13 protein-coding genes and 1 tRNA gene are annotated in these 18113 nt (G+C 51.1%); 7 read left to right on the top strand and 7 right to left on the bottom strand.

The features are described from left to right. Positions 1-282: 282 nt before the first annotated feature. From hydE to HPY52_04175, 5 genes are all read left to right on the top strand, one after another. Positions 283-1407: a [FeFe] hydrogenase H-cluster radical SAM maturase HydE gene (gene hydE, locus HPY52_04155; GenBank protein NPV79458.1), complete on the top strand. Its 1125-nt coding sequence runs from the start codon at positions 283-285 to the stop codon at positions 1405-1407. Between the two features lie 8 nt (positions 1408-1415). Continuing rightward, a complete protein-coding gene (gene hydG / locus HPY52_04160) occupies positions 1416-2822 on the top strand; it encodes a [FeFe] hydrogenase H-cluster radical SAM maturase HydG (GenBank protein NPV79459.1) in 1407 nt (468 codons plus the stop codon). 82 nt (positions 2823-2904) lie between these two features. Continuing rightward, positions 2905-4137 (top strand): [FeFe] hydrogenase H-cluster maturation GTPase HydF, encoded by a 1233-nt coding sequence (gene hydF / locus HPY52_04165; protein ID NPV79460.1) that lies wholly within the window; start codon positions 2905-2907, stop codon positions 4135-4137. A gap of 290 nt (positions 4138-4427) precedes the next feature. Then, positions 4428-5555, top strand: coding sequence for a DNA repair exonuclease (locus HPY52_04170; protein ID NPV79461.1), 1128 nt, complete (start codon positions 4428-4430; stop codon positions 5553-5555). Beyond that, positions 5552-8122, top strand: coding sequence for an SMC family ATPase (locus HPY52_04175; protein ID NPV79462.1), 2571 nt, complete (start codon positions 5552-5554; stop codon positions 8120-8122). Before HPY52_04170 ends, HPY52_04175 begins: the two co-directional genes overlap by 4 nt. Positions 8123-8180: 58 nt before the next feature. Here the strand turns inward: HPY52_04175 and HPY52_04180 are convergent. Then, positions 8181-8257 (bottom strand) — tRNA-Pro (locus tag HPY52_04180). Between the two features lie 239 nt (positions 8258-8496). On the opposite strand from HPY52_04180, the gene HPY52_04185 reads away from it, so the two are divergent. Together HPY52_04185 and HPY52_04190 are read left to right on the top strand one after the other, a co-directional pair. Continuing rightward, complete coding sequence (locus HPY52_04185; protein ID NPV79463.1) at positions 8497-8892, top strand: TIGR04086 family membrane protein; 396 nt, start codon at positions 8497-8499, stop codon at positions 8890-8892. Positions 8893-9260: 368 nt separating this feature from the next. Beyond that, entirely contained in the window at positions 9261-9626 is a 366-nt protein-coding gene (locus HPY52_04190) for a hypothetical protein (protein NPV79464.1), read from the top strand. Between the two features lie 143 nt (positions 9627-9769). Here the strand turns inward: HPY52_04190 and lexA are convergent, their stop codons facing one another. The 6 genes from lexA to HPY52_04220 form a co-directional block, all read right to left on the bottom strand. Continuing rightward, positions 9770-10426 (bottom strand): transcriptional repressor LexA, encoded by a 657-nt coding sequence (lexA, locus tag HPY52_04195; protein NPV79465.1) that lies wholly within the window; start codon positions 10424-10426, stop codon positions 9770-9772. 283 nt (positions 10427-10709) lie between these two features. Next, positions 10710-12821, bottom strand: coding sequence for a CoA-binding protein (locus HPY52_04200; protein NPV79466.1), 2112 nt, complete (start codon positions 12819-12821; stop codon positions 10710-10712). 311 nt (positions 12822-13132) lie between these two features. Continuing rightward, positions 13133-13357: a zinc ribbon domain-containing protein gene (locus tag HPY52_04205; GenBank protein ID NPV79467.1), complete on the bottom strand. Its 225-nt coding sequence runs from the start codon at positions 13355-13357 to the stop codon at positions 13133-13135. A gap of 52 nt (positions 13358-13409) precedes the next feature. Then, positions 13410-14813, bottom strand: coding sequence for an MATE family efflux transporter (locus HPY52_04210; GenBank protein ID NPV79468.1), 1404 nt, complete (start codon positions 14811-14813; stop codon positions 13410-13412). Next, on the bottom strand, positions 14813-16714 hold the full coding sequence (locus tag HPY52_04215; GenBank protein NPV79469.1) for a polysaccharide biosynthesis protein: 1902 nt from the start codon (positions 16712-16714) through the stop codon (positions 14813-14815). The genes HPY52_04210 and HPY52_04215 overlap by 1 nt, the downstream gene beginning before the upstream one ends. Before the next feature lie 184 nt (positions 16715-16898). Beyond that, positions 16899-18092 (bottom strand): hypothetical protein, encoded by a 1194-nt coding sequence (locus tag HPY52_04220; protein ID NPV79470.1) that lies wholly within the window; start codon positions 18090-18092, stop codon positions 16899-16901. Between the last annotated feature and the right edge of the window lie 21 nt (positions 18093-18113).

An 18113-nucleotide genomic window follows, 5' to 3' on the forward strand; every position in this document is an offset into this window, starting at 1 on the left:
CCGCTCTGCTTCCAAACGCTCCATATCTAAGGACATTTTACAGCAACCCCCTCTGTATGTATTTATACATTCAGATTACCATAAAAAAGAAGGCCGTCAATCCCTTTCATAAAAATGTCGTGCACCCTAATCTCATCTAGTGATTGATTTCCTGTTGTTTTGGAAATATAATTGTCTTGGCTATCCCTGAGTTGAGGGGTTACCTGAACACAAGGGGAGGCGAGGTTAGTGTATCTGTCAGATTGTGGCAGTAAACCCGTCTTCCACAGGGAGACGGGTTTATTGTATGCCGCGGGCCAGACCACTCCTGGTGCTGGCGAGGAGGATGTACTCGCACTTATCAACGCAGGTCCAGAACAGCAAAATATGTTATTCGCGCGGGCAGACAGAGTTCGCAGGGAATTCATGGGAGATGAGGTCCATCTTCGTGGTATCATTGAATTCTCCAATTATTGCGCGCGAAACTGCCTCTATTGTGGCTTGAGGCGTGACAACCTCAAGCTCAGGCGCTACCGTATGACCGTTGATGAGGTGGTGGCTTCGGCCGCGAAAGCCGCAAGCGCGGGCTACAAGACCATCGTGCTCCAGTCCGGCGATGACTTGTACTATCGAGCCAGCGACATTGCCAGAATCGTGGAGAAAATCAAGAGCCGGGCTGATGTGGCGGTTACCCTCTCCATCGGTGAAAGATCCAAAAAAGAATATTCGGTCATGAGGGCTGCTGGGGCTGATAGGTTTCTTCTCAAACATGAGACTGCCGATCCGGTCCTTTACAGGGACCTCCACCCGGGCATGTCTCTCGAAGACCGCCTGGAATGCTTGTCTTACCTTCGCGAACTCGGCTTTCAAGTCGGTTCAGGGAATATAGTGGGACTTCCCGGTCAAACCTTTGCAACTCTGGCAAAGGATATCCTGCTGCTCAGGGAACTAGATGTGGAGATGGCCGGGATTGGGCCTTTCATCCCTCATCCGGATACTCCTCTTGGCTCATATCCTCCGGGCGATGTAATGCTGACGCTCAGGGTTCTGGCGATAGCCAGGCTCATGCTGCCCCTCGTTCACCTTCCCGCCACCACTGCTCTTGCGACGCTCCATCCTGAAGGAAGGCGTATGGGCCTCTGCTGCGGCGCAAATGTCATCATGCCGAATGTAACACCTCTCGAGTATCGCCGCTTGTATGAGATTTACCCCAAAAGCAAATCCCTGCATGATCCAGAGGATGGAGGGATAGCCGAGATCCGTACCATGCTTGACTCAATGGGGAGATATGTGTCGGGAACGAAAGGAGATAGTCCGAAATTCCGTGACCAGAAATGTCCAGGGACATGTGCGTCATTTTCTGCTACTGAGGATTATGAGCGCAGCGCCGGCATTTACAAGAGCAAGAAGGAGAGTGATCTAGAGTGAAGGGAACCATAACCTGCGACTTCATTCCGCATGAAGAAATCTATAGTTTGATTGAGGATTCAGCTGAGCCAGACATCAGGGAGGTCCAAGATATCGTTGAAAAGGCGCGGGAGGCAAAGGGTATTTCTCCATATGAAGTTGCGAGGCTCTTGTGTGTCGAGAATGACGAATCCCTTGAAATGCTATATAAGGCAGCCCATGAAATAAAGGAAAAGATCTACGGGAAGCGACTCGTGCTATTTGCTCCCCTGTATTTCTCCAATTTCTGCGTCAACAACTGCCTCTATTGCGGCTATAGACATGATAACGAATTCGGCCGGAGGAGACTTACAAAAGATGAGATAGTCGAGGAAGTGAAGGTGCTGGAATCCATGGGACATAAGCGGCTCGCCCTGGAATGTGGCGAAGATCCTGTAAATTGCCCGATGGATTATATAGAAGAGGTTATCCAGACCATCTACGAGACAAAAGTGGGCAATGGCAGTATACGGCGCGTGAACGTGAATATCGCGGCCACTACAGTTGAGAACTATAGGCGCCTTAAGGCCGCGAAGATCGGAACCTATGTACTGTTTCAGGAGACTTATCACCGGCCTACATATGAGTATATGCACCCCTCAGGGCCGAAATCAGATTATGATTGGCATCTCGGCGCTATGGACCGGGCGATGGAAGCAGGCATCGACGATGTGGGCATAGGCGCGCTATTCGGATTGTATGATTATCGATTCGAGGTGCTGGGCCTGGTCTACCATGCCATGCATCTGGACTCCAAGTTTGGAGTTGGACCCCACACCATATCCGTTCCAAGGCTGAGACCCGCTCTCGGCGTGACGCTCGATCGGTTTCCTTACCTTGTCGCTGATAGGGATTTCAAGAAGATAGTGGCCATCTTGCGGCTTGCCGTTCCTTATACCGGAATGATTCTATCGACCCGGGAACACCCGGGATTCCGGGATGAAGTCTTCGCGGTCGGGATCTCGCAAATCAGCGCAGGTTCACGTACAGGGGTAGGAGCATACAAGAGTGAAATCCATGAAGAATGCAGATCCGACGAAGGAGATGGACAAGCGCAATTCTCGGTCGATGACCGCCGCAGCCCCGATGAAATTGTCGCCAGCCTGGCGCGCTCGGGGTACATTCCAAGCTACTGCACAGCGTGCTACAGAAGGGGCCGCACTGGCGACAGATTCATGGAATTCGCCAAGACAGGAAGAATTCAAAATCTATGCCAGCCAAACGCTATCCTCACATTCAAAGAATATCTGCTGGATTATGCATCCTGTGAGACAAAGAGGGTAGGGGAGGCTGCCATAAAGGAACACCTTGAAATGATACCGTCGGCAAAAGTGCGGGAAGAGACGATCGCTAGGTTGCAGAGATTGGAGAATGGTGAACGGGATCTCTATTTCTAGATTATCCGATATTATTTGCGCCGGCTTGGGCGGGCGTCCGCGCCGGTCTGAGCCAGCGGAGCTGAAAGGATGAAGCGTGCCAATGCAGGCGACTCCCCGCAGCAATAGGCTGCACATTGCTATCCTGGGCCGGCGCAACGCTGGCAAGTCAAGTCTGATAAACGCCCTCACAAATCAGGAGATCGCTCTTGTTTCGGATGTTCCAGGCACTACCACGGACCCGGTTTATAAGGCCATGGAGATCCTGCCTGTGGGGCCTGTGGTGATCATTGACACCGCAGGAATAGATGATACTGGGGAGTTAGGTGAGCTCCGCGTGCAAAGGACCAGGCGAGTCTTGGAGAAAGCCGACATCGCCATTGTGGTGGTGGACGCCACACTAGGTCCTGGGAAATATGAGCGCTCCATGGTGGCTGAAATACAGCGGAGAGGATTACCTGTGGTAGGTGTGGCCAATAAAATGGATCTTGCTTGTTCCGCGCCCCTTACCCTATGGGAAGAGGAACTTGGCGTCCAGCTCACCCCGGTGAGCGCTAGGACCAGGCAAGGGATAGATGTACTCAAGGAACGCATCATAGGGGTGGCCCCAAAGGATTGGGAGGGGCCGGCCATAATAGGCGATCTCATCGTCCCTGGGGATACGGTGATCCTTGTGGTTCCTGTAGACCTCGAAGCTCCGAAAGGAAGGCTCATATTGCCACAGGTGCAAACGTTGAGAGATCTTCTCGATCATGATGCTCATGCGTTGGTTGTAAAAGAAGATGCAGTTGCAACGGCGATCGGGCAGCTCAAAATCCGCCCGGCCCTGGTAGTCACAGACTCTCAGGCCTTTGAGACTGTATCGAGGCAGGTGCCACTGGATGTGAATCTCACCTCCTTCTCGATCCTCTTTGCGCGGTATAAGGGGGACCTATCGACACTTGTGGAAGGGGCGAGGCATGTGGCAAGTCTCAGGCCGGGCGCAAGGGTTCTCATAGCGGAAGCCTGCACCCACCATCCAATCGGAGATGATATCGGGAGGGTAAAGATCCCAAGATGGCTGGAAGCCAGGGTAGGCGGGAAACTTGATTTCACCTGGGCTGCAGGGATGGATTTCCCGGGGAATCTTTCGGATTTCGATCTCGTCGTGCACTGCGGCGGCTGCATGATCAACAGGAAGGAAATGCTGTATAGACTCGCCCAGGCAAGGGCGGCTGGAGTGCCAATAGTAAATTATGGCGTGCTCATAGCATATCTTCATGGCATCCTCGAAAGGGCTCTCATGCCATTCAACAAAGCTGGCATCCTGGTTCAGGCGGGCGCAGGGCGCGGGTAAAGCGGCCTGCCCGCTCCGTTAGATCCCCAATCTTGCTCCATTAGATCCCCCATTTCGCCCGGGCTTTCCTTTCATAGATTGGGGCTAGCCTATGGTAAAAAAGTCACATCGCAAATGGCTCATGCTCTTTTTCCCTTCCACTCTTGCCACTATTGTGATATCCTTTAAATAGCCAACCTGTCCTATATTTGGCTTTCCGCCCTATCTCATGGAAGTGCTATACCGGGTTCCCCAAGGAAGGAAGAGTACCTATGCTTAGATTGCCATGGAGTCCTTTCGAGGTGATATAGATGATTCGCTGTCTCCACCTTGCCGATTTGCATCTTGGCTGGGTTCCGGATTTGCCGCCGGATAAGAGAGATATCCGGCAGAAAGAACGAGACTCCTTACTAAAAAGAGCGATTGATTATGCCCTTGCCCCCGATAGCGGCATCAATATGGTGGTTATCGCGGGGGATCTTTTTGAATCTCATGCGCCGGATGCTTCTTTGGTGGAAGAGGTCCTTAGACAGCTGCGTCGCCTGATGCAGGCACGTATCCTTTTAGTCACTGTGCCAGGCAATCATGATGAGATCACATATCATGATTCGGTATATAGGGTGCGGGGGGATTCGTGGCCCGGCGTCCTGGTGAGAAATCCCATGCCGGACAAGGTTTGCTCTGCAGATATAGATGGAACGCACATTGTCATCTATTCCCTTGCGTATACAGGCGGACTCACACGTACAGATAGACTTGCGGATTTGCCGCGGGCAGCAGATCCCGGCCTTCATATGGGGATATTTCATGGTTCTCTCGACTGGAATGCCGGTGACAGAAGCCTTCCCATGATGTCCAGCGCGCTTGCCAGAGCAGGTTATGACTATGTCGCCCTTGGTCATATTCACAAGCATATCAAAGCGAATATAGGGAAAGGCATAGCCGTCTATCCTGGCGCCATCGAATATAAGGGGCTTTCTGATCCGGGGGTAGGACATCTCACCATCGCCCAATTCGACGGGGGATTTGTCACCATACAAACTCCAAAAATCGCAGTGCGGAAGCATATCGAGGAGACGATAGACGTTTCTGCCATGCGGTCCCAAAATGAACTCATTGAAGCGCTTACCCATATGGGGGACCCTGAGGCCTTGGCCCGGATCATCCTCACAGGCGCGCCTCCTTTCTCCATTGATGTAGAAACCCTTACTGCAGCCATCGAAGACAAGTTCTTCTACCTTGAGGTCGATGATCAGACAGATTTTCTAACCCCTGCCCTCATCAAAGAATACTCGGAGGAGATCACCATTCGGGGTTATTTTGCCAGGAGACTCCTCGATAGGATCAACAAAGCCGCAGATGATCGTGAAAGAAGGCTTCTGCAACTTGCCCTTCGTAAAGGCCTCGCAGCTTTCCAGGGAGGAGGGAGGGCAAGGTGAAGGACATTTGTTTCAATAGGCTCATCCTTCGCGGATTCGGCCCCTATAGGGATGGGGTTGAAATCGAGCTATCTGATGGGATCAATACCTATGTCGCGAAAAATGAAACTGGAAAATCGTCGATCGTTATGGGGCTATTGGCGACTATATTCGGTCTTCCAGGCAAAACAGATCCCGCCGAATTTGGCCAGGCCCGATTCAAGAACTGGGATAATCCCTCGAGATTTGAAGGAGAGTTATATTTTTCAGCGGATGGTGTCCAATATCGAATCGCGCGAGATTTCCAAACGCACAGGATCTCCCTGGCTAGATATGATAACGGGGGGTTTGCCAGCCTGGTAAGCGGAGAGCATAATCCTGGAGCCAAAAAGCCTAACTTGACATATGAGAAATGGCTGCATGAGCTATTTGGGCTGACCTCCCGGGAGTTGTTTGAGTCCACCTTTTGTATAACCCAACCTTTGCCTGTCGATAGGAGACTCGACAATTCCATTCAAAGTCTCCTTTCGGGGGCCGGGGCGGATTTTATGCGGGCCCTTGGAGTTCTTGTGGAAGAGTTAAAGAACATGACGAGGAATACGGGAGATAGAGGGATCACCCCTTCTAACCAGAGAAAAGATCGAGACCTCGAAAAACTTGATTCAGAGATAGCCATGCTGAAATCCCAAATAGAGGAGTGTCGGGCTAGAGTGGATTCGCTGGAGGCATTGAAAGAGAAACAAGCCAAAGTCACGAGTGAGCTGGAGAAGACACGTATCGCCTTAGCTGCTAAGCGCTCCATACTCGGTGCATGGTCAGATTGGAGAAGGTTGAGCGGCGAATACCGGCAGCTCCTGGGAGAGCAGGTCCGAATCAGCAATGCGGTGGATAGCGCCAAGGATCTAATTGAAAAGATAAAGAATGAGTGTAATGAAATACAAAGACTCTACCCGGAGCTTGACATCACCCCTGATGATATGAGCTTCGGGGCAAACGATCTTGCTTCCCTCAAGGGAAAGCTCAACTCATGGTCTGCGAGACTATCGACCTTAGAGAGGGATCTAGAAAATAAAAAGGCCAATGCCGAGCGCCGACTGCGCGAGATCGACGAGCAGATAAGCATTTTCGAAAAGGGCCAGGCGGATTTCCACAAGCGTTACGCCGGGATCTCCTCCCTCGCGCCGGGCGCGTCAGACACCATTTCCAAAAAACTGAAAGCTATTCGTGAGGAGCGGATGTTAAACGGCAGATTGCAAGAGTGCCAGCAGAAACTCAAAGTCTCCTTCGGTGCGCGACTTGGTGCCGGCCTAGCGCTAGCGGCCTTGACCGGCATACTTATATGGTTGGTATGGGGCCGTTTTGCGGGATTTACAGGTAGATTGGCTTCGTTGGCTACCGGAATCATCTTTGGACTTCTCGGCTACTATATAGGCTCTTATCACGGATCTCTCTTCCTCCCTGAACACAAGAAAATAAAGGCCGAGCTTGAGACGCTTGTCAAGCGGCTTTCTGATCTACGCCATGAGATGTCGACTCTTGATCAGGCGCTCGGAGACTTCGCTTCAAATGATGAAGCTGGGCTAGGGGCCCTATATGAAAAGGCAAAACAGCGGGATGAGGATGCCGCTGCCCTAGGCGAAAGGAAGGCGTGCCTGCCTGGCAAAGATGAGAGGATGAGGGCGCAGAAAGACTATGAATCCATCTTAGGAGAAATCGAACAGGCGAGGCAGAGGAGAGAGGAGAGTCGTAGGTACAGTGAACACATGCATGGAATGCTCGCTTCCCTTGAGACGCTGTTTCAGCAATATGCAGTGACTTCTCTCGAAAGTCTCGCGGAGAAAAGGATAGATATAGAGAATAGGGCAGGGGAGTCCCTATCGCGCCTGAAAGATTTGATGGAGCAGAACCCCGGTCTTCCGGGAGTGAATGAGATAGGGGATGTGGAGATCCTGGAGACTCGTTATAGATCGCTCGTTAGGGATGTGCGGGATCTCGAGGGGAAGGTGGAATCCTTGATGGATGAAAGTCACGAATTAGAGGGGAAACTAGCTAGGCTGGATGGCCGGAATATGGGCGTTTTGAATATCGCCCAGGCGGAGCTAGAGCTGTCGTATCTTCAGAAGAAACGCGATGAGGCAGGTCTGGTTGCCGATGCACTGACAGAGGCATGTAAAGAACTGAAAGCTGCCATAACCGATTACCAGGAGACGCACCGTAGCCGGCTCGAGAAGGCTGCCACAAGATATTTCAAAGAGATAACAGGGGTCGATGGCCGCGCCGTTGTGATAGATGACGAATTCAAGATCCATGTAGAGGATGATGGGAGACCATGTGATATAGCGCAACTGAGCAAAGGGGCGCAAGATCAGCTATATATAGCGCTCCGGCTTGCGATCGCCGATCTTCTTGCTTCAGACATCAAATTGCCCTTGATCTTCGATGATCCATTTGTGAGCTGCGATAGCGGGAGGCTGTCTAATCTTGCCAAGACTTTGGATAGGGTAGGGAAGGATCGCCAAATCCTTGCGCTCTCTCACAATGAAGACCTTTTGACATGGGGCGTTCCAGCGAAGGTCTCGAGAAAATAGAAATAGGAGCGAGTAGGCAGAATAACCGCGGATTCGCGAGTTTCGCGTGGTACATAACTGGTCGGGGCAGGCGGACTTGAACCGCCGACCTCTTGGTCCCGAACCAAGCGCGCTGCCAAACTGCGCTATGCCCCGATCTACATCTTCTATCATTTTCTCGCCCATCAGAAATCTGGGACTCGATCGAAAAGTGCGCTTTTCCGCGAAACCCCGGGTTTCCAAGGCGCATCATGGGATTTTGCATTTCAAGTATATCGCACACCTAGACGGAAGTCAACCTTGCATATATAGAAGACTCACGAATATCCTTGCTATAGAGGGGAACTGAACTACGTTGAGAAATATCCGCCATTCTGTAGCAGGGGGGTATCGAAGTGGCTACTCGGAGAACCGGGGAGATTGACGTGCCGTTTTCCTTGTGGAGATATGCCGTATTGGGACTGATCTTTTCGTTGATCGTAATCCTGTTGTTGACGATAGCTACAGCCATTGTGGGCGCCGCCATTGAACTGCCGGGTCATTCTGAGCGAAGTATCGCCTTGGGTTTACAGTATGCGGCAATATTGATAGGGGCGGCTCTGGCGGGGAAAAAGGCGAAGCAGAAGGGTATAGCCGTCGGGTGCCTGGTTGGGGCTTTTTTCTCTCTTATACAACTGGCCGCCGCATACAGTGGCGGCACGGTCACCCTATTCTCAGCGGATTCGCTCTTAAGAATTGCTGGCTCTCTATTCTGCGGCGCGGTGGGTGGAATAATTGGTGTGAATTTTTAAAAACTTCGGAAGCTGGGGCATAAATCCAATTTGCCTTTAGAATACTATTATTGAGAGGTTGATGTCGATCGGGCGGCATATTATGTGGGAACTTTTTCGCCACGGATTGCGTATTGTACATATGAGAGGACAAACATAAACATTTTCGGGGGAGAAAAGCTATGTACCGCATTTTATCTCAACGGATTTACCGCACAGGGCTGGCGCGCCAATGGATATAATTGGTGCAACAGCCTTTATTCTTGTCATATTCTTGTCAGGGTCAAAGGAGGTTTTCGATTCAGGTCGAAGAATATATCATTCATTGAGCGGGTTTGATGCGACCCAGATGGCATCAGTATAACAATAAACGACTGGGGGGATCCGCCATGGAGATCATGTTAAATGTGGAAGATGTCGTGAGGGGGCTAAAGCGCCTCAAGAGCCTGGCAAAGCAGGATTTGCTGATCAGCTCAAAGACCGCAAATCCTGCTTTTTATTATTGCCACGCTCTCTCCCGCAAACAGAAATATGAGGATCTGATAATGTTGGTTTCCGAGCACGGAGTGACTGCTGCCTACGACATGGCCCTCAAAGAATATCTCGAATTGCCTGAGCCAACCATGGATGATGCGCAGACGAGGGGCCAGCTCCATGCCCTTGAGATGTTCCTCCAGACAATGGGGCTCGATAAGCAGACTTTAATGGAACTAAAGGCTCAGGGGACCAGCGCCGAAGTACAACAATCGATGTAATAAAAAGGTAATAAAAAGCCATCATGTCCCTGCTGGCGGTGCCGCAGCGGCATGGGGGGCTGCCCAGGCAAATACAGAGCGATGTGCGGGCATGTCCGACCAAGGTGCGCTCAGACCGGGATCTGCTTCGCTTAAACCAAAATCTAGCGAATCTTGCGCAAAAGTCCGATCACCTTGCCCAATACTGTGACATCACGAGCTATAATGGGGGCAATATTGGGATTTTCGGGCTGCAACCTGACGAAATCATTCTCGATATAGATGCGTTTCACGGTAGCCTCATCGCCTAAGAGTGCCACAACAATATCACCATTCTGGGCGAAATTTTGTTGCCTCACTATAACATAATCGCCGTTTAATATTCCTGCGCCTATCATGCTATCTCCCTGCACTCTGAGCGCAAATACGGGCCCATCTGCTGCAAATTCCTTTGGAATCGGCAAAACTTCATCGATATTTTCTACCGCAAGAAGCGGATACCCAGCAGCTATCTTGCCGACAACCGGCGCAGTCACTGCAACGTCAATGATGTCATCATCTCGCGCATTCAGGAGTCCGGGCGAATCAGGGCTTGCCTGGATTATCTCGATAGCTCTAGATTTTGTTGGATCACGTCTTATATATCCTTTCCGCTCTAGTCTTAAAAGATGGCCATGGACGGTTGATGCTGACCTTAGGCCACATGCCTGCGCAATCTCCCTGAGCGACGGAGGATAGCCATTCTGAGCTATCCGGGCCTGAATGAAACCCAAAATCTTGCTCTGCTTGGGGGATATATCCCTGGACGGTCGTCTGCCCATTTCGATAATGCACTCCCTACCATAATTCCTAATTGGATTATAGCACAGGATTGCCAACCCACAAACAAATGTATGCCATTTCCCTTAGAACTGCAATTGATATAACGTCGTATAATAGATCTTATGTAAACTAAAGATCATTTAGCGCCCTATGGTGGAAATCAAATAAAATGGACCGGCTGATTTCTCAACCGGCCCATTATCGTTGATCCCATGGTCATGACGATCATGATAATAACAATTGGGTGCATCGCCATTGGCCATGATTTCCCCCTGGCGATGTTTATTCTTTCGTCAAGATGATCTTTACGTCAAGGGCTGAAAGTCCTTTCTCATACGCAAATACAGGGTTGATGTCAAGCTCAGCTATATCTGAAAAATCGATGGTAAGTTGGGCGATGCGCGCTATCGCATCGATTAACGCCGGGATATCAGCAGGAGCTTCGCCTCTGTAGCCCTTCAAAAGCTTGTATGCCTTTGTCTCCTGGAGCATATCCTCGATCTCCGATTTTGTGAGCTTGTACGCCATTCTAAAGGAAACGTCTTGCATCAAGTTTACATAAATCCCGCCAAGGCCGAACATGATCATCGGGCCAAACTGAGGGTCTCTGGACATTCCTATGATCAACTCACGCCCAGCCGGCATCATTTTCTGGACCTCGACTCCATATGCCACTGCATCAGGCATTTTGTCGCGAAGATTGCGCAATATCCTGTCAAAGGTGTTCCTCACATCTTCTTCAGTCTTTATGTTTAGCGCGACTCCCCCCAGATCTGTCTTATGTGTGATCTTGGGCGCGGCCAGCTTCATCACCACAGGGAATCCCATACTTTTAGCGGCAGCCACGGCTTCATCTCCATTTTTTGCCAAAATAGATGGGGCAGCAGGAATGCCATATGCTTCAGCTACCTGTGCTGCCTCGCTTCCCAACAGAGTGTTGCGCCCATCCGCACGCACTGCTGCTATGATCTTTGTCACTTTGTCGCGGTTTGGCCGCGGAGTGAGAGTCAATTCCTCTGCCGTAAGCTTCTCGGCACGCTCTCTCCATGCAGCATAGCGTGAAAGCCCATCAAGCACATCAACTGCAGCCTCAGGGAAGCTATATGTTGGAATCCCGGCCTCCTCAAACTTCCTGCGGCCATTCTCCACGGCCTCGCCGCCTATAAACGATGTGACAAGAGGCTTCTTGGGGTTCTTCTTCCAGCATCTTATGATGGCATCTGCGGTAGGATCAGGCTCAGTGACCGCCTGGGGAGTAAGAAGCACGATGACATTGTTCACGTTCGGGTCATCTAGCACCCGCTCAAGAGCATATTCATACCGGTCAGCCCTGGCATCGCCCAGTACATCAAATGGGTTATGGAAATTGGCTGCGGCAGGAAGTACTTTTTTGAGTTCCTCGACTGTAGACTCTGCAGGCTGTGCCATTTTGAGACTCGATGCTTCGATATTATCAGTGGTTATGATGCCCGCGCCACCTGCATTTGTGACCACTGCAACCGTATTGCCCTTCGGAAGGGGCTGAGTGGTGAGCGCAGTCGCCAGAGAGAATAGCTCTTCGAGCTTCTTGACCCTCAGAACGCCGCACTGCTTGAATGCCGCTTCATAGCTTCGGTCGTTGCCCGCCAGAGAACCAGTGTGTGATGACGCAGCCTTCGCGCCTGCAGCGCTGACACCGGACTTGTATACAATGACCGGCTTCTTCATACACACCTTCTGGGCCACATCCATGAAATGCTGTCCCCTGTTGATGCTCTCTAGATAGCAAAGGATGACCTTGGTATCCGGGTCATCTGCAAGGCCTTCAATGAAATCGGCCTCATCGAGGCCTGCCTTGTTGCCGAGGCTTATGAATTTGCTGAAGCCCAGGCCGCGGCCTACGCTCCAGTCAAGGATAGCTGCGCCAAGAGCGCCGCTCTGGGATATGAATGCGATTTGGCCAGGAAGAGCGAATTTGGGGGCAAAGCTAGCATCCAATGGTGAATGGGTATCCATGATTCCGAGGCAATTGGGGCCGACGAGGTTGATGGAATACTGCTTGCAAATGTCGACGAGCTTCTTTTCTAACTCTGCGCCTTCCTTACCTACCTCTTTGAAACCCGCGGTAATCACGATCAGATTGTGAATTCCCTGCTTGCCGCATTCCTCTGCAACTGACAGGACTCCCCCGGCGGGGATCACGATAACTGCTAGCTCTGCCTTGACCTCGGATACACTTGGGTAACATTTCAGTCCCTCGATTTCGGTTTCCTTAGGATTTATTGGGTAGATTTGACCCTTGTATCCGCTTTTGAGGATGTTTCTGAGTATCGAATTTCCTACCTTTCCCGGGGACCTAGATGCGCCAATTACAGCGACGGAACGCGGACGGAATAACGATGTAAGATCAGCCATATTTTTAAATCACCTCTTCGGTTATCTCTTGGAACCAGAAGCAAATAAATATGTCAAGGCGATCCAAGCCTGTACACAAAGCAACAGGTCCTACCTGAGGACCAGTTGCCATGATATAGATGCATCTCTAACGCTTGGACAAACCCCTAGACCGAGATACACATTCGCCACGCTCGGCGAAAATCCTGCTGGATATCCATCAAACATTCGACAAATATCCGACGAAAAACTCCATCAAATGTTATGGACGAACTCGGCCAATCTTAGTTGTGTCGCCCCGGCCGGCTTTTTATGCCAGGTGTGCAAGCAAGTCAATGGCAGGTGCTGCAGTGCCCGCCGCCGCAAGTGGCACAGCCGCCGCCGGACCTTGCAGATGAGGAGCCTGAGGCCCCGCCGTTATACCCAAACACTGAGAACTGCTTCTTTGCATCGGATGAGCCGCAGCTAGGACATTTGGGCGCGGCCTCGCCCCTGCCCAAGACCAATTCTTCGAATTTATGACCACAGGATTTGCATATGAATTCAAAAACCGGCATCAACATCACCCTCCCCTACTCCGCTGACATTATACACCAATAAGATCTAATTTCAAATTGCCTCCCTGCATACCATCACGCTATTCTTCCATTTACCGGTCTTGAAGCGCAATGTAATGAATAACCAGCGAAAGGTTTGATCAATTCCAAATGCCAGCCATGCGCCAGCCAGTCCGAGCCCCACTCCATAGACAAGGCCATAGGCTGCAGTCAATCTAATGAGCCATACACTTACGGCGGTGCTATACAACGGAATCTTCGTATCTCCCGCCCCACGTAATCCACCCGCGATAATGAATTGCGATGATTGGATCGGCTGGAAAAACGCGATTATCTTGAGTACTTGGCTCGTCAGCTTTATAACTTCATCATCTGTGGTGTAAAGGGTTGCCAGAGGCTCGCTGCCGAAGAAAAAGACCAGCCCCATAAAACTCGAGAAATATAGCCCCAGCCTTCTCGCTTCACAGGCTGATGCCTCAGCCCTGTCAGGACGGCCGGCGCCCAGGTTTTGTCCAACAAGCGTCACGCAGGCGATCGCGAATGCCTGCCCGGGTGTAAAAGACATCCCATGGATATTGGCGGCGATCTGGTGCGCGGCAAAGGTGACTGTTCCGAGGCCGGTTATTATTCTGGCGAATAGGATAAGACCTGTCTGCAGGAAAAACTGCTCGGCGGCGCTGGGAAAGCCAATATAGAGCATGGGTCCCAGGACCTTACGCGATAATCTGAAAGGCGGTTTCAACGGAACACGGAGTATTGCTCTGCGGTCATGAAGGGCGAGAATAAACAAACATGCCCCAAAGACCCTGGCCAGTATAGTAGATACGCCCGAACCTATGACACCCATGGGCGGAATTCCAAGCCTTCCATAGATGAATATTGAGTTCAAGATCACCACCATGACATTGGTGGCAATGTTGACTATCATTGGGATTCTGGTGTCTCCGGCTCCCCTGAATATGGAGGATGCGCAAGTCGCAAGGGTGCCAAAGAGAAGACTTATACTGATAAGCCTGAAATATCTTATTCCAGTCTCGACCACGTCGGGGCCGGCTCCCATCATTATCATGGCATAGCCTGCAAGAAGATACCCCAGTAAGGAAACCAGGATGCCCAGGATAGCAGTTACGATCATCGACTGGCGAGCTACCTCTTTGGCCGCTTTGAAGTCCCCCGCCCCTATATATCGCGCAACCAGGGCAGTGGTGCCCACATTGAGAGCCACGAAGACCGATAGGGCCATGAAGATGGGTTGATTTGTGACGCCGACGGCAGCCACGGCCACAGGTCCGAGGCGGCCCACCATCATCATATTGATGACCTGTACAGCCTGCAGGAGTATCATTTCAATCATTGCAGGCCACATGAGTCTCAGGATCTCACTCCGTACGTCCGAACCTCTCGGTTCTACGCCGTTAGCCTTCCAAAATCGACGAAAGGCTGAAGCCACATCCATTATACCTTTTGCCCCGTTTCCTCTTCGTTCTTATCTATGGCTGTCAATTGTCTTATCAACTTAACTAATGAATTCCCTGCATCTTCGCGAGATGCCGCAATTTGGCGGCAGGTTTCCAGAAATTCCTCGAGTCCTCTATCAAGAAGCGCAGAATTGCCCCTAGCAATGAAAATACGTTCGTGCCTCGTAGCCGTCGTTCCTTCCTCGGCCGTGAGTGTTTCCTCGTAAAGCTTCTCCCCAGGGCGGATGCCGGTAAATTCAATCTTGATATCCCGCCCGGGCTCGAGACCCGAGAGCCTGATGAGATCTTTGGCCATATCCAGGATCCGCACGGGACGCCCCATATCGAGGACGAAAATCTCCCCGCCCTCCCCCATGGCAGCCGCCTGTATGACTAGCTGGACAGCTTCTGGGATGGTCATGAAATATCTCAACATATCAGGATGCGTCACGGTAACGGGGCCACCCTGGGCTATCTGTTTCTTGAAAAGTGGTACCACGCTTCCCCGGCTTCCCAGCACATTGCCAAATCTCACGGCCACAAATTTGGTCTTGCTCGTTTTATTGAGCGTCTGGATCACGATCTCAGCGGCACGTTTCGTACATCCCATGACACTCACTGGATTTACGGCCTTGTCAGTGGAAATCAGGACGAAGCGCTTGGCACCGTGTCTATCCGCGGCCGTGGCCACATTCCATGTCCCAAAGATATTATTGGTAATGGCTTCATCAGGATTTGCCTCCATCAATGGCACATGCTTATGCGCGGCCGCATGAAATACCACGTCAGGTTTGAATCTTTCGAAGATCTGATCGATTTTCCCCCCATCTCTTATGTCTGCGATGATCGGAATTATCTCAAACCTCGGATGGGCAGCCCGAAGTTCCATTTCTATTTCATATATACTATTCTCGCCATGACCGAGAAGAATCAAGCTCGCCGGACCGAATCTCGCTATCTGTCTGGAAAGCTCTGATCCGATGGAGCCGCCTGCGCCAGTCACCAGGACCCGTTCACCACGTAGGTAACCTGCGATGCTGTTTAGATCTACTTTTATCTCTTCTCTGCGCAGCAAATCTTCGATCTGTACATCGCGTATTAGATTTACGCTTACTTTTCCGTCGATTAGATCATACATCCCAGGCAAGGTCTTGAGATTGACCCGCAGGCCATGGCAAATGTCGACTATCTCCTTGACCACGCTCCCTGGAGCGGAAGGCATGGCGATTATGACTTCTTCTATTGACTGATTTTTTATGATCTTGGGCAAGTCATGACGGGAACCAAGAACAGGTAAGCCTGCCATTCTGTAACCATGCTTGGCCGGATCGTCATCGACAAACCCAACGACATCATACGGTAATTCTCTATGTGAACGTAGCTCCTTCGCAACGATGTTCCCGGCCTGCCCCGCCCCCACTATTAGAACGCGGACTCTTTCGCGTTTTCGGGCCTCCGAAGGTAGATGCTCGACTCCATCCACAGCGGCATAGCCATTACTAGTCACCCATTCTTGATGGAAGCGCACCAGGAACCTGATTCCGCCTGCCAGGATTATGTTGAGGATCCACATCAAAAGAGTTATGCTTCGCGGGAATCCGGCTTTATGTACCACATGCAAAAGGATCCAGTCTCCAAGAGATGCGACTGTTGCAGCCTCGACGATGACCCAAAGCTCACGCACACTGGCATATTGCCACAAGCGATTATAAAATCCAAAAAGAGAATAGCTAATGAGGCGGATCGGGATCAGAAAAGGAAGATTCCTCTCGAGTATAAGAAGATATTGCGCAGGAATAACAAAATCAAACCTGATGAGAAAGGCAAATATGCCTGCAACGATTATAGAGATAAAATCAAGGAACACAAGGATAGCTGTTCTAAGCCATCGGCTCATCATTACCTACCAGTCCAACTACATTATTCTAGATCCTAGAAGCCAATATATATCGCCCGGAAGCATGGGGCGGTCTGAACCCACACAGCACTGGGGCCGCCATTCCACCCCTTGAGCGCATTACTTCTTTATTCCACGCGAATACACGAAAGCCTTCTAGAACCACAAATTTTCATTAGCGCAGGTATTAGAGCTTAAGCTCTAGTCCCAGAGTCCACTCCATCCTCATATCCGTTGCCCCGGGGACATTATCCTTATTCCTCACCGGCCCAATTGCGATTCCGCTCTTGATCCGGCTCTCAGGACCAAAGGCCCTATCAACCTCGGCCCGAGCCAAAGAGGTTTGTTCCACCACCCCATAGAGAAACGAATACTTCCGGGCTTTCTGCCACCCGATATCTTGCCATTTATCTCCGATGCGTCCCTCTCCGCGGCGGCGCAATTCAACCCCGGCTCTAGTCTCGATCTTTTCAGACTGCTTTCTCAACATGATAATGAGCCTGTCCGCATCGGGCCCGAGCTGAAAACCTAGCGGCTCACCCTGGTTAAGATAACTTCTCGCCGGATTTCGGAAGGTATATGTATAGTTATTGGCTCGGGCGTATTCAGCATCTAAACGCAAGTCTTTATTTAGCTCTGTTGTCCCTCCCACTAGGAAACCTATTTGATAGACGCCGCCATTTTTGGGGTTCTGGGGCATATCATCAACGAAGAACTCGCCATAGACGGTCGTTCCCGGGCGCAAGACAATTGTCGCATCAAGACCAAGATTTTCATTGCTTGATTCATTTATTTCTGGCACGCCAGAGTGAATAGCTATATGCTGGGTCAGGTAAAATGGCCACAGGGGAATCCAATTGGTCACCATGCTCGCGAACCTGCCGTCAGCTATGGCGACTTCGCTTATTCCGAAACGCAGCCATGGTCTGGGATATAGATCGAGACGCTGTCCTAAAAGGTATGTATCAGGATAGGGACCGAGCTTGCCCGTGAGCTTGCTATATTCAACCCGGCCAAATTTGGTCTGGGCGGTTGAGTTTAGCAGAATGAATGGATAGGATTGTGCGCGGTCATCGAGGATGAGCGTATCATATCTGCCAGCGCCCCATCTTACACTTTCGTATCCGAGGGCAATTCCGAGCCTGCCTGAAACTGCCTGAAACTGAACCTCGGCCCCAGCATGGGGAGAGCCTATCCCCGCCCCCTCCCCTGCCATGAGGCGAATCTCGATCACACCCGGAATCATCCCGGTGGGAAGATCCTCAGATACGGCCATGCCGCCCTCGGCAAGACAAAAATCCACGTCCGCGAAAACAGTGAAACCGGCCGTCATGGCCGTTAAGGCAATCGCCACTGTCAGGAGGAATTTGATGTTGCGCATCCAGATCTCCCCCGGTAATCA

The sequence above is a fragment of the Bacillota bacterium genome (genome assembly GCA_013178415.1).
Taxonomy (GTDB): Bacteria; Bacillota; SHA-98; order Ch115; family Ch115; genus Ch115.

Bases quoted from the DNA above. Each gene is read 5' to 3' on its own strand.
- hydF (NPV79460.1), top strand. From the start codon at position 2,905: ATGCAGGCGACTCCCCGCAGCAATAGGCTGCACATTGCTATCCTGGGC.
- HPY52_04170 (NPV79461.1), top strand. From the start codon at position 4,428: ATGATTCGCTGTCTCCACCTTGCCGATTTGCATCTTGGCTGGGTTCCG.
- HPY52_04190 (NPV79464.1), top strand. From the start codon at position 9,261: ATGGAGATCATGTTAAATGTGGAAGATGTCGTGAGGGGGCTAAAGCGC.
- lexA (NPV79465.1), bottom strand. From the start codon at position 10,426: ATGGGCAGACGACCGTCCAGGGATATATCCCCCAAGCAGAGCAAGATT.
- HPY52_04200 (NPV79466.1), bottom strand. From the start codon at position 12,821: ATGGCTGATCTTACATCGTTATTCCGTCCGCGTTCCGTCGCTGTAATT.
- HPY52_04205 (NPV79467.1), bottom strand. From the start codon at position 13,357: ATGCCGGTTTTTGAATTCATATGCAAATCCTGTGGTCATAAATTCGAA.
- HPY52_04210 (NPV79468.1), bottom strand. From the start codon at position 14,813: ATGGATGTGGCTTCAGCCTTTCGTCGATTTTGGAAGGCTAACGGCGTA.
- HPY52_04215 (NPV79469.1), bottom strand. From the start codon at position 16,714: ATGATGAGCCGATGGCTTAGAACAGCTATCCTTGTGTTCCTTGATTTT.
- HPY52_04220 (NPV79470.1), bottom strand. From the start codon at position 18,092: ATGCGCAACATCAAATTCCTCCTGACAGTGGCGATTGCCTTAACGGCC.